A 20,094-nucleotide genomic window follows, 5' to 3' on the forward strand; every position below is an offset into this window, starting at 1 on the left:
TATGTGACTACGAGACCGGTGCCGCCCAGGGGGCCGGTCCAACGCGTAACGGCTCTAGAAGCTGATTTTCATTGCGACGATGCGGTCCCAGAACAGCACGAGCGAAATCGCCAGGCCGACCAGGGCGCCGGCGGCGATCAGGCCCAGGCCCGAGAAGAAGGCCGACCAGCCGTTGCTGCGCGCAGGGACATGCAGCGGCGGCTCGGCCTCCGCCACCAGGGCGCGTTTCAGGCCGGCGACGGCCTGCTCGATGCCGCCTTCCATCATCCTCTGGCGTTCGACGACGCGCTCGGCGACATAGCGCGTCACCTGATCGGCAACGACCTTCATCTCGGTCGACTCGGCGAGCACGACGCGGCCGATGCGCGTGTCCTTGAGAAAGCGGTAGGTGCGGCGGTCGCGTCCCATGGCGACATGGCTGACGGCGTCGATCCACAGCCTTGGCTGCAGGCCGGACGAGACGGCGAAGTCGAAACTGTCCATGTCGGTGGGTACGTCGCCGAACACCGGCGCGAGTTCGGCGGCAAGCAGATCGAGCCGCATACGATGCGCCTCGCGCATGTCGACGACGACGTCGTCGCGGTCGGCGAAGGCGTTCTTGACGTCGCGAATGGCATCGGACAGTTTTCGCGACTGATCGATCTGGGTGATGTTCTCGCCTGCATCCTTCATCGGCGTTGCCTCGCGGGTTTGGTTAACACCGAATTAACACAGCCGCCGGCAAAATGCACTTGCGAGATCGATGGGTGGGCAAGGGTTCGCTGGAGCAGCACCAGCGCCGCCGCGGTGCCTGTGCGAAGACCGATCAGCTCGCCGCAGCAGCGAATCCCGGACGAAGCCGCCTGCCGCGGCGCCTCATATTGCGACGGACGGCCTCGACGACCAGGCCGGGCGCTTCCTCGACCAGCATGTGGCCGGCTTCCAGCACGTGGTGCAGATGAAAACGCTTCGGCAGGCCGTCCGCTTGGCTGACGGGCAGCACCGCGTCGTCCGTCCCCCAAACCACCATCACCGGCATGTTCAGCGTTTCAAGCCGCTCGCTCGGGATGACACCTTGCCGATCATCCCTGGTCATGGCGGCTGCGAGCTCGACAAATGTCCCCAACTGGCCGGGACGCTGGCGCATCTCGTTGAGGAGATCGACCCGGTGCTGCGGGGGCTGGCTTTGCGGTCCCGACATGGCGGCAAGGCAGGCGCGGATTTCGTCGGTGCCGGCAGCGGCGGCGTAGCGGCGCAGCAGCGGGCCATTAATCTCAGGACCAAGACCGCCCGGTGCCAGCAGCGTCAGCGAAGCCATTCTTTCGGGCTCGCTCAATGCCATCAGGGCGGCCACGGCGCCGCCCATCGAATGGCCGACGAGATGGGCCCGCTTTATCCCGCGTGCGGAAAGGTCCGCAAGGACGGCACTGGCTGCGATCCTGGCCGGACCGCCGCCCGGAAAATCGAACGACAAGCCATGACCCGGCAGATCATAGGCCAAGGTCCGCGCGCCCGGAGCCAGAGGCGCGACCACATCGCGCCAGTCGTCGTGGCAGCCACCGAAGCCATGCAGGAAGACAATCGTCGTCGGGCCGGTGCCCCGTTCGGCAGCGTAAAGGGATCGGGTCATGCAAACTTAATGGGTTTGTGCCGGGATCAGTCCGGATGCCGGGGGGATCAGTCTTTGTGCCGCGATTGGTCTTTATGCCGCGATGGGTTTGGGGCGGTTCAATCGTGTCTGAATTGCGCTTTGGCCGTGCGGATGGCCAGTAAAATTTTCGCGATCAGCTGACGTCGTTCGCGCGCCGGAAGACGTCAGCTGGCACCGCCAAGCCCGGCGGCGCGCAGGGCCTCTACCAGTCGGTTGGTCAGATCGGCGGGATATCTGCGCTCGACGAACGTTGCACGCGGATCGGCTGCGAATTTCGGGAATTTTGTGGTCAATTCCTGCAGCAGCCTGCTTGCCAGCTTTTCGCGGCCGGCAGCGTTGGCACCGATCAGCCGCGCCGCCAGATAATGCGATTTCATTTCCGTCGTTCGCAAGCCGTCGCTGGCAAGCGTCGCCTTGTTCATGTCGCCCATCATGAACTCTCCTGCGAACAGCCCGTAATCCCACCATGTCGGATGGGCGCTGGCGATATCCACCGCGTGAGCAAGGATCGGGGTGCCCTCGCTGTACCTGCCGGCGAAAACGAGCCCGTAGCCATAGGCGGCGGCCATTGCGAGATCGTAAGGATTGAGTTCGTAGGCCTTGCGCATCCAGCGGATCGATTCCTCGGAATTGCCGATGCGCGAATTGAGATAACCAAGGGCGCGGTGCGCATAGGGGCTGGTGGGGCCCATCTGGATGGCGCGATGGGCAAACATCATCGCCTTTTCCATCGTCGCGTCGGCGGGGTAGGGGTAATGGTCGGTGACCGCCTCCAGATGCAAGGACGCGAGTTCCGAATAGACGAGCGACGACTTCGCCTCCCGGTTGGCAAGATCTTCGAGGCAGCGGTAGGCGGCTTCGTGCGTCTGCGCGTTCTGGTCGAGATAATATTTGCCGTTGAGCACCAGACACGCCGTCAGCCCGGTCTGGATGCCGCTCTGCTCGATGTAATTGTAGATCGTGCCCGAGGCGGGAAGAGCCGAGCTCAAAATGCCGGAGATTTGGTCCTCGATAGCGGTGTTTGCGCTGTCGCCGGCGGTCAGGTTGCGTGACAGCAGCACGCGGCCGGTCGCCACGCTCTGCAGCTCGAGCATAGTGTCGCCGCTGCGCGGCCCGGGCAGGACATCGAACACGAAGCTGGCGGCGTCGGTAAGTGGATCGGGCGGGCTGTCGGCATCACGACCGATGAAGTTGATGGTATCGAAGCCGCTAAGGCCGGCGCGCAGCGATGCGGCAATGCGGCGAGCCAGGTCGCTGTCGGCCTTGATGGCGATGTAGATTTGGGGGAGGTTTTCAACTGGAGGGGCCGCTATGCTGCCGGTCGCCACCGCGGTCTCGACCGCCGTGTCGCCGCCGGTCAGCAATACCACGCTGCCCTGGCGAAGGATCAGCACACCCAGCATGAGGATGACCAGCGCGATCGCCAGCCAGAAGAACTGCAAATGGCGCTGCAGTGACGGTGCGGCGGGGGTGAGCGCTGGAACGCTCAGCAACGCAGCCGGATGTGCCCGGTTGCGGGCATCCTCCAGCGGTCCGGGAGGGGCGCTCGTCGCCGCGTCCTCTGTCGCCGGCTGCGGCTTGCTCTCTGCCTCGGCCTCCGCCGGCAAGCGAATGGCATTGAGTTCGTAGGATGGAACATAGCCGCCGCGCGGAATGGCGATGCGGACCGGTTCGGCAACGCCCTCGTTGGCGAAGTACTGCTGTAGAAGCTCGCGCAGCCTGCCGGCCTGCACCCGCACCACCGCATCGGTCGACGGATCGAAATCGCCGTCCTTGCCAAAAACGTCCATCGCTATGGAGAAGCCCTTGAGCCGGTCGGCTTCGCCTGCCTGCTCGCGCTCGACCAGGTAGCGGAGCAGCTTGCGCGCGCGCTCGGATCGTCCGAACGTTTCGCTGGCCAGCAATCGCTCCAACGTTTCGCGCACTGCGGGGGCGGCAGGCGTGGTATGCTGCAAGTGTCGATCCCTTCGAATTCGGCACAGGTTGAGGTACGATCATATAGCGCTGGCGCCGCCTTACAAGCATGTGCTTATGGTGCGATAGCGTACCCACCGGATAAATATCCGGTGGCTGATGGCGCGGGCCTGGCAGTTTCGGCTAGCCGCCCTTCCGGCCGACGATGCGGTTGGCGGCCGAAACCACGGCTTCGAGCGAGGCGGCGACGATATTGGTGTTGATGCCGGCGCCGAACAGCTTGCCGCCCGGATGTTCCATCTCGACATAGGAAATGGCCGAGGCATTCGAGCCGCGCTGCATGGAATGCTCGGAATAATCGAGCACCGACATCGGCACCCCGACGTGGCGCGACAGCGCATCGACGAAGCCGTCGATCGGGCCAGTACCGGTGCCGGATATGGTCACCTCCTTGCCCCCGTCGAGGATCACCGCTTCGACCACGCGCCGGCCCTTGACCTCGGTGTCGGGGTAGGTGTGGTGGTCGAGGAACTTCAGCCGCGCGCCGGGCTGGTCGACATAGGTGTCGAGAAAGCGCTCGTAGATGCGCTTGGCCGGCACCTCCTTGCCTTCGGCGTCGGTGATCGCCTGGATGGCCTGGCTGAACTCGATCTGCAGGTTGCGCGGCAGGTTGAGGCCGTAATCCGCATGCAGCACATAGGCGATGCCGCCCTTGCCGGACTGCGAGTTGATGCGGATGATGGCTTCGTAGCTGCGGCCGACATCGGCCGGGTCGATCGGCAGGTAGGGCACCTCCCAGTGCGGCGTGTTGGCCTTGCGCAGCGCCTTCATGCCCTTGTTGATGGCGTCCTGGTGCGAGCCGGAAAAGGCGGTGTAGACGAGCTCGCCAACATAGGGATGGCGCTCGGGGATCTTCAGCTGGTTGGAGTATTCGTAGACGTCCTTCATGCGGTTGATGTCGGAGCAGTCGAGCCCGGGATCGACGCCTTGCGTGTACATGTTGAGCGCCAGCGTGACGATGTCGACATTGCCGGTGCGCTCGCCATTGCCGAACAGCGTGCCTTCGACGCGGTCGGCGCCCGCCATCAGGCCGAGTTCGGTGGTGGCGATGCCGGTGCCGCGGTCGTTGTGCGGATGCAGCGAGATCAACAGGTTCTCGCGGTTGTCGAGATTGCGGCACATCCATTCGATGCGGTCGGCATAGATGTTGGGCGTCGACATCTCGACCGTGGAGGGCAGGTTGATGATCAGCTTGTTTTCAGCCGTCGGCGTGACGATCTCGGTGACGGCGTTGCAGATCTCCAGCGCCACGTCGAGCTCGGTGCCGGTAAAGCTCTCCGGCGAATATTCGAAACGGTAGCCGCCGCCGGCCTTCGCCGCCATGTCGGTGATCATCTTGGCCGCATCGGTAGCGATGCGCTTGATGCCGGCGACGTCCTTCTCGAAGACGACGCGGCGCTGCAGCTCGCTGGTCGAGTTGTAGAAATGGACGATCGGGTTGGTGGCACCCTTGAGCGCCTCGAAAGTGCGGGTTATCAGTTCCGGCCGGCACTGTACCAGCACCTGCAGCGAGACGTCGGCGGGCACGTTGCCTTGTTCGATGCACCAGCGGGCGAAATCGAAGTCGGTCTGCGAGGCCGACGGGAAGCCGATCTCGATCTCCTTGAAGCCCATGTCGAGCAGCAGGGCGAACATGCGCGCCTTGCGTTCCTGGCCCATCGGATCGATCAGCGCCTGGTTGCCGTCGCGCAGGTCGACCGAGCACCAGATCGGCGCCTTGTCGATCACTCTCGAAGGCCAGGTGCGATCGGCAAGGCCGACGGTCGGATAGGGCTGGTATTTGCGGGCGGCGTCCGGCATGCCCTTTACCGCAGGCTTGCTGATTTCCTCTACATTCAGGCGGATATCTTCTCGTGCGTTCATCGTCGTTTCTCCCGGCGGCTCGCGGATCCAGCTTCAGGCGGATTGGTGGCGAGCGGCGCCTTTACCAGAATTTCGTTCGCTTGATGTGACGTGCCAATTTGTGACTGGCCAAGGAGCGTGCGCGTGAGCGGCAATTCGACCGCCGGGCGCTCCTTCAGCGAACCCGGCGATCGCCGATAAGGCCGAGAAGCAGCAGGGTGGAGGCAAGCGCGCGAACGGTCTGGCCGGCAATGCCGGTCGGGCGGGACGCAAAAGAGGTGGCGCGCGGGCTCATGGCGGATTTCATACAGGAGCGGGCAAAGCGAGGCAAGTGGGAGCCTCGCCGTCGCAGAAGCTGCCGATCTCCCCCCGCAAGGGGGAGATTGGATGTCGCCTTGGTTTTCGCCAACATTCAAAGTTGAGGGTGGGGCAACTTTGTTCTTGCTTTGTGCCGGCAGCTATGCTACTAATCTGGGTATGGTGCTGATTGGCGCCGAGGACCCGCCGTCGAGGCGGGTTTTTTATTTCCGGCACCTCCCAGGAGGAAACATGACCACACCCGATCCGATCCGCCGCTTTGTCGAAGCCACCAATGCCGGCGATAGCGAAGCCTTCCTGGACAGTTTCACGCCCGACGCCTTCCTGAGCGACTGGGGCCGGTCGTTCAAGGGCCGCGAGCAGATTGCGCGCTGGAACCAGTCGGACAATATCGGCGTGCAATCCAGGCTCCGCATCCTCGGCATCGCAGCGAAGGACGGCACCTGCCGCGTTCGCATCGCCGTCGAAGGCAACGGTTTCAACGGCGACGGCGATATGGTCTTCACGCTGGACGGCGAGCGTATATCGGGCCTGGTGATCAGCTGACGCACTGCCCGGCTGGTCTTTACTCCCGCAGGCTTCTCGCCACCAGCCGCGCCACGCTTGGGCCGACCAGAAGCACGATCAGGAAGCGTGCCGATTGCAGCGCCATGACGAAGGAGATGTCGACATGCTGCGCGGCGGCGGCGATGATGGCGACGCTGTCCATGCCGCCGGGGCTGGTCGCCAGATAGGCGGTCAGCGGATCGATGCCGAGCAGGCGGCTGATCAGGAAGGCGAGGCCGCCGCAAAAGACGATCAGGGCAATGATCGAGCCGACGATCTGCGGCAGCGCGCGGGCCGCGTGGCGCAAGATGGCCCTGGTGAAATTCAGGCCGATGCTCCAGCCGATCATCGTATAGCTCAAGGCGAGCAGCCAGGGCGGCAGCTGCATGGTCACGCCGAGCCCGAGATGGATCACGGTGCCGAAAATGAAGGTGCCGAGGAAGAACGGCGACGGCAGCCGGAAAAGCTTTCCGGCGAGGCCGCCGACCAGCGCCACGCCGAACGTCGCGGCCAAGCCTTGCGGGTCGACCGGCGGGAACCAGACGATGGCCGGCACCTCGATGCCTGAGGTGTCGACCCAAAGCTTGGCCACCAGGGCTGCCGTCATCGAGACGCAGATGACGCGCAGATAGAGCATGAAGGCGACGAGGCGCTGGTCGGCGCCGAAGGCACCGGCCATCAGCACCATGGCGGTGGCGGCGCCCGGCGACGAACCCCAGACGGCGGTGGTGCCGGGCAGGATGCGCCAGCGGCTGATCAGCCAGCCAAGCAGGCTGGATGCCGCGACCGTCGCCATCACGACGCCGAGGAATAGCGGCCATTCCTTGTAGAAGACGGGAAAGATATCGGCCGAGATGGAACTGGCGACCAGGCAGCCGACGACCGCCTGGGCTGAGCCGAACAGAACCCGCGGCACGCGCACCGTGGCGCCGTTGGTGCCGGCGACGATGGCCGCCAGCATCGGCCCGATCAAGAGCGCTGCGGGAAGGGCGGCGAGTTCCAGCGCGCCGGCAAACAGCACCGAGACCACCACCAGGACCGGCCACTGCCAGCCCTTGTGGATCCGCCCCAGGTGCTCGACGGCCGGCGGGTTCGGGGAAGAATCCATAGATCGGCTCTTAGACCGGTCGCGGAAAAATGCGAACCTTTTTGCGGGGGAAAAGGGCTTGGGTGGTAATGGCACCAGCCATCCGTAGCGATCCTTCGCGCCCCCCTCTGTCCTGCCGGACATCTCCCCCTCTAGTGGGGAGATTGGATGTCACGTCGGCCTTCGCCAATCTCCAAAAAGAGAGCTGTCGGCGAAGCTGCCAATCTCCCCACTTGAGGGGGAGATGGCCGGCAGGCCAGAGGGGGGCGCTGTCCCGCCGGCCTCTCCTCTATCCCGCCTTCACCGCCGGCAACCCAAACCCACCAACCGGACGCGTCTCCACCTGGAACTCGAACCCGGCGATGATCGGCCGTGCCTTGGCGATTGCCGCCTGGACTTCGGGCAGCTGCAGCGAAGCCTTGTGGCTTTCGGCGTCGGTCCACACTTCGGTCACCCAGATCGCGTCGGCGTCGGCCGGGTCGGTGGCGATGATGTAGTTCAGGCAGCCGGGCATGGCGCCGGTGCTGGCGAGCAGGACCTCCATGACCGCGTCGCGCTGGCCGCGCGTCGCCCGCATCTTGCCGATCAGTCCGTACATTCGCTTTGCTCCGTTGAGATTACGCAACCAGGAGTATGCAGTTCGCCGTCTACGGCATCAACTGGCCGCCATTCACCTCGATCACCTGGCCGGTGATGTAGCCGCTCAACAGATCGGAGGAGAGGAACAGATAGGCGCCAACGCAGTCCTCGGCGGTGCCGGCGCGGCCCTGTGGGATGGTGGCGATCATGCCTTTCATCTGGTCGTCGGTCGAGTAGCGCTCGTGGAAAGGTGTCGCGATCGTGCCGGGCGCCACCGCGTTGACGCGGATGTTGAAACCGATCAGCTCCTTGGCCATGCCGCGCGTGACGTTGGAGACGAAGGCCTTGGCGGAGCCGTAAAGGCCGGCGCCGCCACCGGCGCCGTTGCGCGCGGCGATCGACGAGGTGTTGACGATGAAGCCGCCCTGCCGCTTCAGCCATGGGATCGCCTTGCGCGAAGCTGTCAGCACCGAACGGGCGTTGAGGTCCATCACCGCGTCGTAATGCGCCTCGGTCTGCTCGGCATACGGCACGCGGCCGAGCATGCCGCCGGCATTGTTGACGAGGCCGTCGAGCCGGCCGAAATGTTGCGCACTGTCCTCGACGACACGCTCGACATCGGCGGGGATCGAGAAATCGCCCTGGGTCAGGAACACGTCGCCGCCGCCGTTGCGAATGGTCGCCGCCAGGTTTTCGGCAGCCACCCGGCTCGAATTGTAGTGCAGTGCGACGCGGCATTTCTGCGCGGCATAGGCAAGTGCAAGCGCCGCGCCGATGCCGGTCGAGGCGCCGGTGACCAGCACCGCCTTTCCGGCAAGGTCGGGGATGACCAGAGAGGGGCTGACAAGGGTGGTGGTGGCTGGCACGTCTATTCCTCCGGGGGACTCGGCCTGCTCTTCGTAGGCCCTCCCAGTCCTCGCGTTCAAGTCCGTAAAAGCCTATGGCCTGAGATAGGCGTAGCCCTGGCGCTGCAATTCGGCGAGCTTGACGACACCGCCTCTGTCGGCGGCATGGAAGCCGTCGAGCAGGTCGGCCAGGCCGATATCCATGCCGTGCATGGTGTTGGCGCAAGCGTGCGGGCTGAGCCCATCCTGGACAAGGCCGGCGAAACGCCCGGAAATGGCGGCGGATATGCCCTTCGACTTGAAGGCGGCAAGTGCTGGGCCGTGCACGACAAGCGCGATGTCGACCTTGCCGTCGGTGCCTTCGAAGTGATTCTTGATGTTGCCGAGCACGAAATTGACCTTGTCGAGATCGCTGAGGTGATAGGCGACCTTTTGCCTTTCCTCTTCGACGGGCTTGACTTCAATGGCTGCCGCCTTGGTGGGGCGCAGCCCGAAAAGCCCGGCGGCCCCGGCAAGACCGACGCGGAAAATATCGCGGCGTCGCATGGCTTCATCTCCCATTTAGCCGGCCCGCGCAAATTGCGTGGCCTCGGCCTCGATCCTAGCATAAATTGAAGCCACGTCTTGTCGGGGCAATGGAGGGGTAGCATGACGTCGAGGACCATAATGGGGACCATTGTGGGCGCCGGGCTTGGGTTTGCCTTGCTTGCCGCCGTCGTCGGCGCTGCTTTCGCCGATGACACGCTCAAACTCACCGAGCTCAGCCCCGACGGCAAGGACGCCTGTTTCGGGCGCGTCTACGACGCCGTGCATCTCAAGTCGCATCCGCACCAGAAGGTGGCGCGCATCTTCTTCTATTACGGCCGCGATCCGGTCAGCCGGCCAAACGAGGAGCCAAGCACCGGCATCGATTCCTCCTACAATGGCTTCATGGCGACGACGGTACGCGGCGCCAAGGCGCTGGAATGGCTCGGCGGTTGGTGCAGCCATGAATCGGAGGACGGCAAAACCGGTCCGATCCGTTGCGGCATGGACTGCGATCGCACCATGGCTTCGCTGAAGGTCGACGACAAGGGCCGGCTGATCGTCTCGGACGTGCAGCCCGATCTCTATCTCGACGCCGGATCGGAAGACGAGCTCGGCAAGGCGGAGTACGAAAGGCAGGCGTTGGGCAAGGACGACAACGGCTTCAAGCTCGACCCGATGCCGGCCGCGACCTGCAAGGCGGAGTTCGCCCGCATCGACCCGATCGACCCGGCCCTTGGCCCGCCATTGCGCGAGCGACTGAAGCCGGACCAGGCCTTCTGCTACGGGCGCGACTACGATGCCGCGCATCTCGGCTCGCATCCCGATCAGCTGACGCAGACGATCCGGGTTTATCGCGGACCGGTCGAGCTGGCGTCTTTCGCCGGGGCTGGCGATCCGGCCAATTGGCCAAGCGGCGCCGATATCGCCGTTTCGGTCACCACACGGCAGAAATCGGCCAAGGTCACGCAGGTCTATAACTGCCAGGGCGAGGGCGACCAGTGGCGCTGCGCGGCGAGCGCGAAGACGGGTGGTGCCCCCTGCGATATCGCGCAAAAGGAGATTTTCCTCCGCCGCGGCGCCAACGGCACGATGATGCTGGCCAACCCAAACAGCGGCCTGCCGATCATCGATCTGTGCTCGAAAGCGGCGGAAGGCGACACCAGCTCCGACGACAAGGTCTACCGGCTGGAGCCGATGCCGCAGGCCGCCTGCGGGCCTTGATCATGTGACGAGGAGGTGGATGCCATGCGCAAGACAAGGGTGTTTTGGTCCGGCCGCTCGCAGGCGGTGTGCTTGCCAAAGGAGTACCGTTTCGACACCAAAGAGGTTTTCATCAGCCGCCACGGCCAGAGCGTCATATCGAGCCTCTTGCGCAGGATTGGGCTTGGCTGGACAGAGTGATCGGTCCGCTTGATGACGATTTCGCGGAGGCGGCTCTGGAAAGTCCGTCGGATCAGATCCTCGAATCCATGGCGCGCAGCGGCTCGGAATGAGGGCTACAGCGATCCTTCGCGCCCCCCTCTGTCCTGCCGGACATCTCCCCCACTTGGGGGGAGATCGGCAGCTTCCTCGCGTCACTCACTCCTGCGACTATGGCTATTGGCAAAAGCCGCGGTGACGGCCAATCTCCCCACTTGTGGGGGAGATGTCCGGCAGGACAGAGGGGGGCGCGAAGGATCACGACTGAGCGATTTTTCTGCGCGAATTGCTTCACGCGAACGGCACGGCCGTCGTGCCCTTGGGCAGTTTCGCTTCGTCGTCGGGCTCGACATGGATGATGACGCGGACGGAAGGGATCTCTGCCTGCAGTGCGTCCTCGATGCGGTCGCAGATGACGTGGCTGGCGCCGACCGACATGTCGGCGTCGACGACCAGATGGAACTCGATGAAGGTGGCGCGGCCGGCGATGCGCGTCTTCAGGTCGTGGACCTCGAGCGCGCCCTTGCAATTGGCAGAGATGATGTCGCGGATACGGATATGTTCCTGGGTGTCGACGGCGCGGTCCATCAGCCCGTTCATCGACGAGCCGATGACGTGCCAGCCCTGCCACAGGATGTTCAGCGCCACGATCACCGCAAGAGCCGGATCGAGAACCTGCCAGCCGGTCAGCACGGCGCCGACCAGGCCGATGAACACACCGACCGAGGTCGCTACGTCGGTCATGATATGCCTGCCGTCGGCAACCAGCGCCGGTGATTTTTCACTCCGTCCGGTGCGGATCAGCGTCAAGGCCCAGACGGCGTTGATGACGGTTGCGACACCGTTGACGGCAAGGCCGGTCCATGGCTGTTCGAGCGGGGCCGGATGCTGCCACGACCACCAGACCTCATTGAGGATCAGCAGGGCGGCAAGCACGATCAGCACGCCTTCCAGGACGGCCGAGAAATACTCGGCCTTGTGGTGGCCGAACGGATGGTCCTGGTCGGCTGGCTTGTAGCTGACCTGGATCGCCCAATAGGCGGCGGCCGAGGCAATGACGTTGACGATCGATTCCAGCGCGTCCGAATAAAGCGCAACCGAACCGGTGACGTACCAGGCCACCAGCTTGAGGCCGAGCACGACGAAGGCGACGACGATCGACCAGAAAGCGAGGCTGGCGACCTTCTGCCTGGCGGCTGCTTTGATTTCTGCCGCGGTCACTGGGGAAGAAATCCCAACACTGAGCCCTCGAATTAAGCCGCCTTTTCCTTGGCCTTGCGCGGCAGGTGCGCGACGATGTTCTCGATGATGCGCATGCCGGCATTGTGGCCGAGCGTCATGATCGATTCCGGGTGGAACTGCACAGCGGCGATCGGCTCCTTGCGGTGCTCGAAGGCCATGATGATGCCGTCCTCGGTCTCGGCGGTGACGACAAAACCATCGGGCAGCCGCACCGGATCGGCAAAGATCGAATGATAGCGGCCGACCGTCACCTCCTTGGGCAGGCCGGAGAAGATGATGCCCGGCTTCGACACGCGGATGCGCGACGGCTTGCCATGCATCGGGATGTGCAATTGCCGCAATTCGCCGCCATAGGCCTCGGCCAACGCCTGCAGCCCGAGGCAGACGCCGAATATCGGCAGGTCGCGCGCACGGGCTCGCTTGATAGTGGCGGCGCAGTCGAAGTCCTTCGGCGTGCCGGGGCCGGGCGACAGCACGACCAGGTTGGGCTTCAGCCGGTCGAAGACCTCGTCCGGCACCGGCGTGCGCACCGTCGAGACATTGGCGCCGGTCTGGCGGAAATAATTGGCCAGCGTGTGGACGAAGGAGTCCTCGTGGTCGACCAGCAGGATGTTGACGCCATCGCCGACCCGCGCGGTGCTGCGTTCGGTGCTGGCGGCATTGCCTGACTTGGCGTCGCGGATGGCGGAGATCATGGCGGATGCCTTCAGTTCGGTTTCGGCTTCTTCTTCTTCGGGTATGCTGTCGAAGAGCAGCGTGGCGCCGGCGCGCACCTCGGCAATGCCGTCCTTGATGCGGATGGTGCGAAGCGTCAGGCCGGTGTTCATGTCACCGTTGAAATTGACCATGCCGATCGCCCCGCCATACCAGGCGCGCGGGCTCTTCTCGTTCTGCTCGATGAAGCGCATGGCCCATAATTTCGGCGCGCCGGTGACGGTGACGGCCCAGGCATGCGACAGGAAGGCGTCGAAGGCGTCCATGCCTTCGCGCAGCCGTCCCTCAATGTGGTCGACGGTGTGGATCAGGCGCGAATACATCTCGATCTGGCGACGGCCGATGACGCGCACCGAGCCCGGCTCGCAGACCCTCGACTTGTCGTTGCGGTCGACATCCGAGCACATGGTGAGTTCGGACTCGTCCTTCTTGGAATTGAGCAGCTTGAGGATCTGCTCGCTATCGGAAATGGCATCGTCGCCGCGCTTGATAGTGCCGGAGATCGGGCAGGTCTCGACGCGGCGGCCGTTGACGCGAACGAACATTTCCGGCGAGGCGCCGATCAGATATTCGCCCTCGCCGAGATTGATGAAGAAGGAATAGGGCGAGGGATTGATGCTCTTCAGCTTGCGGGAAATCTCGGAGGGCTGGGTTTCGCAGCGTTCGTAGAACATCTGCCCCGGCACCACTTCGAACAGGTCGCCGCGCTCAAAGCTCTTCATCGCCTTGCGCACCAGCTTGGCATATTCGCCGGGCTCGTGGTCGCCGCGCGGCGGGATCCGGTCGGCGGTCCTGAACGGCTCGACGATTTCGTCGCGCGGCAGGCCTTCGGTCGAAAAGCCGTCGCCGGAATAGTCGTAGCGGTCGGTCCAGGCCTTGGTGGAATAGTGGTCGACGACGAGGATCTCGTCGGGCAGGAACAGCACGAGATCGCGCTGGCTTGGCTTGCGCTCGAGCTTGTAGTCGACCGGATCGAACTGGAAGGCGAGGTCGTAGCCGAAGGCGCCATAGAGGCCGAGATTGGCGTCTTCCTCGGTCTTGAACAAAGCAGTGATGGCGCGCAGCACGGTGAACACGGAGGGAACGCGGCTGCGTTCCTCTTCGGTGAAGACACGGCCGGGCTTGGCGACCTCGAGGCGGATGAGTTTGTTCGACGTCTCGGCGATCGTGACATCGTCAAGGCCAGCAAGCACCGTACCGATCACCGGCAAAAGCACCTCGCCACGGCGGTTCAGCGCCTCGATGCGCATGGCGCGGCCGCGTGCCGAGATCACCAGCGGCGGATCGATGATGGCGGTATCCCAGCGCGTATAACGGCCGGGATATTCGTAATTCGAGGAAAACACGGCGCCGCGGCGCGAATTCAGGCCATCGACATAGCCGTCGATCGCGCCCTCATATGACCGGTCATGGCGCTGGCGGGTAATCGCCACGCCACCCGCGGTGACGAAGCGCTCGGCGCCATTCTCCAGAATTTTCGTCGTCATTGCCGTCTCCATCAGCGTCTTTGGGGCAACGGACCCGGGAATGGCTTGAAAAAACAAATGGCCGCCCGGACATTCCGCTGCGGCCACCTTCTATTGTCACGCGAACGCGTTCGAACAGGCCGCTGTCAGCGAGCCCACCACCAAATGGTCTTGATCGAACGCATATTCATGGCGAAATCCATAGCCGCGAAAAGCGGTATGCGCAACAGGTTTGAAAGTCTGTGGGGTGGCTGCTGCTTTCGCAACCCATGGCACATGGCCAAGACCGGCAGTCCTGCCTAGACTCTGCATCAAACAGCAGGAAGACGGGAAAACATCGATGACCGAGCAGATCGACCGCGCACGGACGTTCCATTCCCTCCATGTCAAGGGCAACCCGATTGTCCTCTACAATGCCTGGGACCCAGGCTCCGCCAAGATCATCGCGCAAGCAGGGGCCAAGGCCATCGCCACCGGAAGCTGGCCGGTCGCGGCCGCTTTCGGATTCGCCGATGGCGAGAAAATCCCGTTGGAACTGGCGCTCGAAAACATCAAACGCATCGTTGCGGCGGTGGATCTGCCGGTAACCATGGACCTCGAGGGCGGTTACGGGGTCGCTCCGGAGGTTGTCGCCCGCAGCGTGGGGCTCGCCGTGCAGGCTGGAGCCGTCGGCTTTAATTTCGAGGATCAGATTGTCGGCGGCAGTGGGCTGCACGACATCGCCATACAGGTGAGGCGGATCGAAGCCGCCGCGGCGGCCGTGAAGACCTCGGGTATTCCGGCCTTCATTAACGCCCGAACCGACATTTTCCTGAAGGCGAAACCGGATGCGCACGACAAGGCTCTCCTCGATCAGGCGATCGAGCGGGCGCACGCCTACGAAAGGGCCGGAGCGCATGGCTTCTTTGCGCCGGGGCTTGCCGATGAAGGCCTGATCGAGGCGCTCTGCCAGGCAACGGCATTGCCGGTCAACATCATTGCACTGGCGCATGTGCCGCCGCGCCAGAGGCTTGCCGAACTCGGCGTCGCCCGCGTGAGCCATGGTCCGGTGCCTTACCGGCAGATGGCCGAATGGCTGGAGTCCAAGGCGCGACAGGCGATTTCGGGGTAGCCTGGCGGGTTGCGTCAGTCCTCCAGCGTCCCCGACCTTGCATCGGCACTCTTCCTGTCGCCGACCAGCTTCAAGAGGTCTTCGCCGGCGCGGATGATGCGGCGGGAACGCCGTGTCAGGATGAGGCCGGCCTGAGGCGCCAACACTTCCGTGCGACCGTCGGGCTCACCCGGCGCGTGGACGATGGTGGCAAGGCGCGCACCCTTGGTGACGCGGTCGCCCGGCTTCACGTGGTAGAGGATCGCGCCCGAGCGGGGCGCCGGCATCATCTCGATGTTTTCGATCGGCGCGACGAGCCCTCCGAAGCCGCCAGGCGCGGGCAGCGCCTGATCCCGGATGACGCCGCGCGCCACCAGCAGCCGGTAGAGCCCTTCGGCATCGGCGCCGGCGAGGGCGCCGTCGACATCGAGTATGCCGCGATATTCGACGGTGGTGGCGACGCGCCGGTCGAGGCGCGCGACGTCGGCCGGGACGTTCTGATACGGCATGATCGAGGCGCCTTCGAAGGTGCCGTCGGGGTCTTCGTCCCATAGCATCACCGCATCGACGCTCATGGCCGCCGCACAATCCGCCATGGCCGGCCACAGGCTGGCGTGGACGTAGAGATAGGCGAGGCCTTCATCGTCGCAATGCAGGTCGAGCACGATGTCGTGGCCGATGGAGAGCTGCAGCAGCCGCGTCTTCAGCCGCTGATCGACTGTGCCGTGCGCCGGCAGGAGCGTGAGGTCGGGCGCGGCGAGCCGCGGAAAGCCGCGATTGAAATTGGTGCGCGTCCCCAGATGGAAGCGGCCCTGATGGTCGCCATAGAGATATTGCGCGCGGCCGATCGGATTGGCCCAGGGCACGATGGTCATATTGCCGCTGATGCGGCCTTCGGCTTCCGCCCTGCTGAGCATCGGCATCAGCGCATCGATGGCAACGACGCCCGGCAATTCGCCGGCATGAAGTGCCGCCTGCAGATAGGCCGAAGGCGCTGTCTTGTCCGTTCCGGTGAAGCGGAAGACGGGGAATTCGTAGGAAACGCCCTCGCTGTCGCCGGCGATGCGTTCGATGGATTTCTGCATGGACTGTCTCCAGGAAACGAGACCGAACACATGCCCTTTCGCCAATACACTGTCGATTGGTCCAGCTTTTCGCGCTATGGGCGCACGGCTCTATCCGGGCCTGGCGCTCAAAGGATCGCGAGATAACGCCTGCGCCCGGCCTATGCCAGCGGCTTCAATTCCTGGGCGATGGTCGGCAGAAGCTCCGAGACGTTCGGGTGGATGTGCACCGCGCGCGCCAGCGTACTGACCGGCGCCTTGGCATACATCAGATCGAGCACGCAGTGCACTGCCTCGTCGCCACCCGGGCCGAGCACCGAACAGCCGAGGATTTCCTTGGTGTCGGCATCGACCAGGATCTTCATGAAGCCTTGCGTCTCACCTTTTTCGACGGCACGGCTGACGCGGGTCATTGGCCGCTGGCCGACAAGGGCGCGGCGGCCGGATTTCCTTACCGCGGCTTCGGTCATGCCGCAGCGGCCGAGTGGTGGGTCGATATAGAGCGCATAGGCCTCGATGCGGTCGCTGACCTTGCGCGGATCGTTGTCGAGCAGGTTGGCGGCGACAATCTCGTAGTCATTGTACGAGGTGTGGGTGAAGGCGCCCTTGCCGTTGCAGTCGCCCATCGCCCAGATGCCGGGCACGCTGGTGCGCAGCTGGTCGTCGACGACGATGAAGCCGCGTTTGTCGACCTCGACGCCGGCTTTGTCGAGGCCGAGATCGTCGGTGTTTGGCGTGCGGCCCAGGGCCAGCAGCACATGCGAGCCGACCGCAGCCGCCTTGCCTGGCGAGAAGGTCACGGCGATTTCGTTGCCTCGCCTGGCGAAGCGGATATCGTCGGCGCCGAGATGGACGGCAATGGCTTCGTTTTCGAGGACCGACAAAATGGCGTCCGAGACGTCATCGTCCTCGCGGCCGATCAGGCGCGGGCTCTTTTCGATGACCGTGACTTCGGAACCGAAGCGGCGGAACATCTGCGCGAATTCGAGCGAGACATAGCTGCCGCCGACGACGATGAGATGGCGCGGCAGCACGTCGAGATCCATCATCGACGAATTGGTCAGGTAAGAAATGCCGTCGATGCCGGGCAGATCGGGCACCGAGGCGCGGCCACCGGTGTTGAGGAATATCTTTTCGGCGCTCAGCAGATCGTCGCCGACGCGCACCGTATTGGCGGTCACGAAGCGCGCATGGCCGCGATAGAGCGTGCATTTGTCCATGCCGGCAATCCAGTCTTCGAGATTGCCGCGAGCGTCGTTCGAGACTTTGTCCTTGCGCGCCTTGATCGCCTTGTAGTTGACGCCGACGGGACCGGAGAGCGTCACGCCATAGTCCGCGGCGCAGCGGGCGAGATGCGCGGCATAGGCGCTTGCCACCATCGTTTTGGTCGGCGTGCAGCCGGTGTTGACGCAAGTGCCGCCGACCAGCTTTCGCTCGATCAGCGCCACGCTCATGCCGGCCGCATTCAGCCGGCCGGCGAGCGGTGGGCCGGCCTGCCCGGCACCGACGATGATGGCGTCGAATGTCTTTGCCGTCATGCCACCGCCGCCACGATCAGAAGTCCGCCGACGATCGCCACCGCGTCCTCGATGAGGGCGGCGGGCGGGTCCTTGCCGAACGCGGTGGCCAGGCGTTTACGCGCCTCGGCGCCGCCCAGCGTGCCGATCACCGCGCCGACGGCGCCGGCGATCAGGCCGCCGATGGTGGCGCCGCCGGTGGCGCCGATCACCGCACCGGTGAAAGCGCCCGAGACGATGCGCGTGCCGAATTGCTGCGGCACCTTGCGGCTCGGCGCCGATGGCAGCTGGTCGGTGACCAGTTCGGCGATGGCCAGGATGGTGAAGATGCCGACGGCGATCCAGTGGCCCATGAAACTCGCCCAGGTGCCGGTGACCGGCAACCAGCCTAGCCAGGCGCCCCAGGCGACCGCGGCGGGCGCTGTCATGGCGCGAAGCCCGGCAACGATGCCAATCAGGAGTGCAAGAATGTACAGCATGATTGATCCCTCGATGGCCGGCTTGGGACAGGTCCGAGAGAGCAAGCTACCATAGGTCCGGTATTTGACCAGAGGTGGTGTCGCCGCCGGCGCTTCCGTATTTTCACCAGTTGTGCTTGGCAAAGATTGAGACTGGAGTTGCGGCCATGACGGGGAGCGAACGCACGAAAATGGCGGCGGGCGAGTGGTATTGCTGCCTCGACCCGGAACTGGAGGCGCTGCGGATCACGGCACGCGACGCGGTGTTCGAGCACAACAGCCTGCCACCACGACAGCGCGGCGATATCGGGCCTGCCTTGCGGGCGCTGCTCGGCGCTGCAGGCGAGGGCGCCCGGATCGAAGCGCCGTCCCACTGCGCTTATGGCTTCAACATCTTTCTCGGCGACCGCGTCTTCCTCAATGCCGGCTGCACCATTCTCGATACGGCGCCAGTGCGCATCGGCAAGGGAACGCTGCTCGGCCCCAATGTGCAGATCTATTGCGCCGAGCACCACAGGGAGGCTGCGGGGCGACGGGCAGGGCTGGAGATCGCCAGGCCGGTCGAGATCGGCGACAATGCCTGGATCGGCGGTGGTGCCATCATCCTCGGCGGGGTCAGGATCGGCGATGGCGCCATCGTCGGCGCCGGTGCCGTGGTGAAGCGCGACGTGGCGGCGAACACCACGGTGGTCGGCAATCCGGCACGGGTAATCAGGAGCGGGTGAGCCGGATCAGCGTGAAGCGCCGCGTCTATCCAAATCGACACTCCTCGAGAATTCGCGCCGGTATTGCACGGGCGAGGTTCTGAGCCGCGCTGCGAAATGCTGGCGCAGCGAGGTGGCGCTGCCGAAGCCGGCCTCGAAGGCAACCGTATCCATCGATTTTTCCGTTGCTTCCAGCAGCCGCTGCGCCAGTTGCACACGCTGGTCGGTCAGCCAGTCGCCGAAACTGGTGCCGATCGTTTTCTGGAAACGGCGCGTGAACGTCCGGCGGGTGAGGCCGGCGAGACCGGCAACGCTGTCCAGACTGTGCGGATCACTCAGGGTTTTGCGCACCGTTTCGAGAGCCTGGGTGAAGCGGTCCGCATTGCCGGTCCTGGCGATGGGACGTTCGATGAATTGCGCCTGCCCGCCCTGCCTGTGCGGAGAAAGCACGATCTGCCGGGCAAGGCGAAGCGCTGCCTCCGCGCCGTAACGAGCCCGTACGACGTGCAGGCAGCAGTCGAGCCCGGCGGCGACGCCGGCGGATGTCACGACATCGCCATTGTCGATGTAGAGCACTTCCGGTTCGACGAGAATGTCGGGATAGAGTTCCTGCAGCTGATCCGCGTAGGCCCAGTGCGTCGCGGCTCGCCGCCCTGAAAGCAATCCGGTCGCCGCGACAGCGAACGTTCCCAAGCACAGTCCGACGATCAGCGCGCCGCGCTCGTGCGCGCCAAGCAACGCCTCGATCAGTGTCGTCGGCGGTGAGATCCCGAGATCCTTCCAACTCGGCACGATGACGATGTCGGCATCATCAAGCGCGGAAAGCCCGTGCGGGACGCTGATGGTCAGCCCGGCATCAGTGCGGATCGGCCCGTTCTCAATCGCGCAGACCCGGAAGTCGAAGCGCGGCAGGCCGAGCGTCGTGCGATCCGCGCCGAACACGAGACATGGCACGGAGAGATGAAACGGGCTGATGCCATCGAAGGCGATGGCGGCAACGACAGGATCGGCCATGGGAGCTCCAGCAAAGGGTGACACCGATTGTCCCAATTCTTTCGAACAATGTCAATC

Annotated in this window: 18 protein-coding genes; 4 read left to right on the forward strand and 14 right to left on the reverse strand. The window is 64.4% G+C overall.

The window, feature by feature from the left end; all coding sequences use genetic code 11:
* Nucleotides 1–54: 54 nt before the first annotated feature.
* From NKH01_RS19430 to leuA, 4 genes are all read right to left on the reverse strand, one after another.
* Nucleotides 55–672, reverse strand: a complete 618-nt coding sequence (locus tag NKH01_RS19430; RefSeq protein WP_352494772.1) for a hypothetical protein — start codon at nt 670–672, stop codon at nt 55–57.
* Between the two features lie 133 nt (nt 673–805).
* Entirely contained in the window at nt 806–1,609 is an 804-nt protein-coding gene (locus tag NKH01_RS19435) for an alpha/beta fold hydrolase (RefSeq protein WP_353021786.1), read from the reverse strand.
* A gap of 185 nt (nt 1,610–1,794) precedes the next feature.
* On the reverse strand, nt 1,795–3,585 hold the full coding sequence (locus NKH01_RS19440) for a tetratricopeptide repeat protein (RefSeq protein WP_353021788.1): 1,791 nt from the start codon (nt 3,583–3,585) through the stop codon (nt 1,795–1,797).
* A 142-nt stretch (nt 3,586–3,727) separates the two neighbouring features.
* On the reverse strand, nt 3,728–5,404 hold the full coding sequence (gene leuA / locus NKH01_RS19445; RefSeq protein ID WP_352919018.1) for a 2-isopropylmalate synthase: 1,677 nt from the start codon (nt 5,402–5,404) through the stop codon (nt 3,728–3,730).
* Between the two features lie 591 nt (nt 5,405–5,995).
* Here leuA and NKH01_RS19450 point away from each other — a divergent pair.
* Nucleotides 5,996–6,310, forward strand: coding sequence for a nuclear transport factor 2 family protein (locus NKH01_RS19450; protein WP_352846535.1), 315 nt, complete (start codon nt 5,996–5,998; stop codon nt 6,308–6,310).
* A gap of 19 nt (nt 6,311–6,329) precedes the next feature.
* Here NKH01_RS19450 and NKH01_RS19455 read toward each other — a convergent pair whose 3' ends face one another.
* The 4 genes from NKH01_RS19455 to NKH01_RS19470 form a co-directional block, all read right to left on the reverse strand.
* On the reverse strand, nt 6,330–7,418 hold the full coding sequence (locus tag NKH01_RS19455) for an AbrB family transcriptional regulator (protein WP_353021790.1): 1,089 nt from the start codon (nt 7,416–7,418) through the stop codon (nt 6,330–6,332).
* A gap of 268 nt (nt 7,419–7,686) precedes the next feature.
* A complete protein-coding gene (locus NKH01_RS19460) occupies nt 7,687–7,995 on the reverse strand; it encodes a putative quinol monooxygenase (protein ID WP_352494776.1) in 309 nt (102 codons plus the stop codon).
* Nucleotides 7,996–8,044: 49 nt separating this feature from the next.
* Nucleotides 8,045–8,842: an SDR family NAD(P)-dependent oxidoreductase gene (locus tag NKH01_RS19465; protein WP_023719253.1), complete on the reverse strand. Its 798-nt coding sequence runs from the start codon at nt 8,840–8,842 to the stop codon at nt 8,045–8,047.
* Nucleotides 8,843–8,914: 72 nt separating this feature from the next.
* Nucleotides 8,915–9,367 carry a DsrE family protein gene (locus NKH01_RS19470; RefSeq protein WP_023719252.1) on the reverse strand — a complete coding sequence of 151 codons (453 nt, stop codon included), beginning with the start codon at nt 9,365–9,367 and terminating at the stop codon, nt 8,915–8,917.
* Between the two features lie 102 nt (nt 9,368–9,469).
* Here NKH01_RS19470 and NKH01_RS19475 point away from each other — a divergent pair, with 102 nt between their 5' ends.
* Nucleotides 9,470–10,570, forward strand: a complete 1,101-nt coding sequence (locus NKH01_RS19475) for a hypothetical protein (RefSeq protein WP_353021793.1) — start codon at nt 9,470–9,472, stop codon at nt 10,568–10,570.
* Between the two features lie 489 nt (nt 10,571–11,059).
* Here NKH01_RS19475 and NKH01_RS19485 read toward each other — a convergent pair whose 3' ends face one another.
* Nucleotides 11,060–11,989, reverse strand: a complete 930-nt coding sequence (locus NKH01_RS19485; protein WP_502897764.1) for a cation diffusion facilitator family transporter — start codon at nt 11,987–11,989, stop codon at nt 11,060–11,062.
* Nucleotides 11,990–12,021: 32 nt separating this feature from the next.
* Complete coding sequence (locus NKH01_RS19490) at nt 12,022–14,211, reverse strand: anthranilate synthase (RefSeq protein WP_353021795.1); 2,190 nt, start codon at nt 14,209–14,211, stop codon at nt 12,022–12,024.
* A 319-nt stretch (nt 14,212–14,530) separates the two neighbouring features.
* On the opposite strand from NKH01_RS19490, the gene NKH01_RS19495 reads away from it, so the two are divergent.
* On the forward strand, nt 14,531–15,301 hold the full coding sequence (locus tag NKH01_RS19495; RefSeq protein ID WP_023719246.1) for an isocitrate lyase/PEP mutase family protein: 771 nt from the start codon (nt 14,531–14,533) through the stop codon (nt 15,299–15,301).
* Between the two features lie 14 nt (nt 15,302–15,315).
* Here the strand turns inward: NKH01_RS19495 and NKH01_RS19500 are convergent, their stop codons facing one another.
* From NKH01_RS19500 to NKH01_RS19510, 3 genes are all read right to left on the reverse strand, one after another.
* A complete protein-coding gene (locus tag NKH01_RS19500; RefSeq protein ID WP_353021797.1) occupies nt 15,316–16,365 on the reverse strand; it encodes a M14 family metallopeptidase in 1,050 nt (349 codons plus the stop codon).
* 140 nt (nt 16,366–16,505) lie between these two features.
* Nucleotides 16,506–17,882, reverse strand: a complete 1,377-nt coding sequence (locus NKH01_RS19505) for an FAD-containing oxidoreductase (RefSeq protein ID WP_353021800.1) — start codon at nt 17,880–17,882, stop codon at nt 16,506–16,508.
* The gene (locus tag NKH01_RS19510) at nt 17,879–18,340 is read right to left on the reverse strand and encodes a DUF4126 domain-containing protein (RefSeq protein ID WP_352640755.1); all 462 of its coding nucleotides are present in this window, start codon (nt 18,338–18,340) and stop codon (nt 17,879–17,881) included. Before NKH01_RS19510 ends, NKH01_RS19505 begins: the two co-directional genes overlap by 4 nt.
* A gap of 146 nt (nt 18,341–18,486) precedes the next feature.
* Here NKH01_RS19510 and NKH01_RS19515 point away from each other — a divergent pair, with 146 nt between their 5' ends.
* The gene (locus tag NKH01_RS19515) at nt 18,487–19,044 is read left to right on the forward strand and encodes a sugar O-acetyltransferase (RefSeq protein WP_352787774.1); all 558 of its coding nucleotides are present in this window, start codon (nt 18,487–18,489) and stop codon (nt 19,042–19,044) included.
* Nucleotides 19,045–19,050: 6 nt separating this feature from the next.
* On the opposite strand, the gene NKH01_RS19520 is transcribed toward NKH01_RS19515, so the two are convergent.
* Nucleotides 19,051–20,037, reverse strand: coding sequence for a helix-turn-helix domain-containing protein (locus NKH01_RS19520; protein ID WP_352894603.1), 987 nt, complete (start codon nt 20,035–20,037; stop codon nt 19,051–19,053).
* Between the last annotated feature and the right edge of the window lie 57 nt (nt 20,038–20,094).

Source organism: Mesorhizobium sp. M1403 (assembly GCF_040317695.1).
Taxonomy (GTDB): domain Bacteria; phylum Pseudomonadota; class Alphaproteobacteria; order Rhizobiales; family Rhizobiaceae; genus Mesorhizobium.

Coding starts and splice junctions, on each gene's coding strand:
- NKH01_RS19520 (WP_352894603.1), bottom strand. CDS start 20,037: ATGGCCGATCCTGTCGTTGCCGCCATCGCCTTCGATGGCATCAGCCCG.
- NKH01_RS19435 (WP_353021786.1), bottom strand. CDS start 1,609: ATGACCCGATCCCTTTACGCTGCCGAACGGGGCACCGGCCCGACGACG.
- NKH01_RS19515 (WP_352787774.1), top strand. CDS start 18,487: ATGACGGGGAGCGAACGCACGAAAATGGCGGCGGGCGAGTGGTATTGC.
- NKH01_RS19500 (WP_353021797.1), bottom strand. CDS start 16,365: ATGCAGAAATCCATCGAACGCATCGCCGGCGACAGCGAGGGCGTTTCC.
- NKH01_RS19470 (WP_023719252.1), bottom strand. CDS start 9,367: ATGCGACGCCGCGATATTTTCCGCGTCGGTCTTGCCGGGGCCGCCGGG.
- NKH01_RS19505 (WP_353021800.1), bottom strand. CDS start 17,882: ATGACGGCAAAGACATTCGACGCCATCATCGTCGGTGCCGGGCAGGCC.
- NKH01_RS19450 (WP_352846535.1), top strand. CDS start 5,996: ATGACCACACCCGATCCGATCCGCCGCTTTGTCGAAGCCACCAATGCC.
- NKH01_RS19490 (WP_353021795.1), bottom strand. CDS start 14,211: ATGACGACGAAAATTCTGGAGAATGGCGCCGAGCGCTTCGTCACCGCG.
- NKH01_RS19475 (WP_353021793.1), top strand. CDS start 9,470: ATGACGTCGAGGACCATAATGGGGACCATTGTGGGCGCCGGGCTTGGG.
- NKH01_RS19430 (WP_352494772.1), bottom strand. CDS start 672: ATGAAGGATGCAGGCGAGAACATCACCCAGATCGATCAGTCGCGAAAA.
- NKH01_RS19455 (WP_353021790.1), bottom strand. CDS start 7,418: ATGGATTCTTCCCCGAACCCGCCGGCCGTCGAGCACCTGGGGCGGATC.
- NKH01_RS19460 (WP_352494776.1), bottom strand. CDS start 7,995: ATGTACGGACTGATCGGCAAGATGCGGGCGACGCGCGGCCAGCGCGAC.
- NKH01_RS19510 (WP_352640755.1), bottom strand. CDS start 18,340: ATGCTGTACATTCTTGCACTCCTGATTGGCATCGTTGCCGGGCTTCGC.
- leuA (WP_352919018.1), bottom strand. CDS start 5,404: ATGCCGGACGCCGCCCGCAAATACCAGCCCTATCCGACCGTCGGCCTT.
- NKH01_RS19495 (WP_023719246.1), top strand. CDS start 14,531: ATGACCGAGCAGATCGACCGCGCACGGACGTTCCATTCCCTCCATGTC.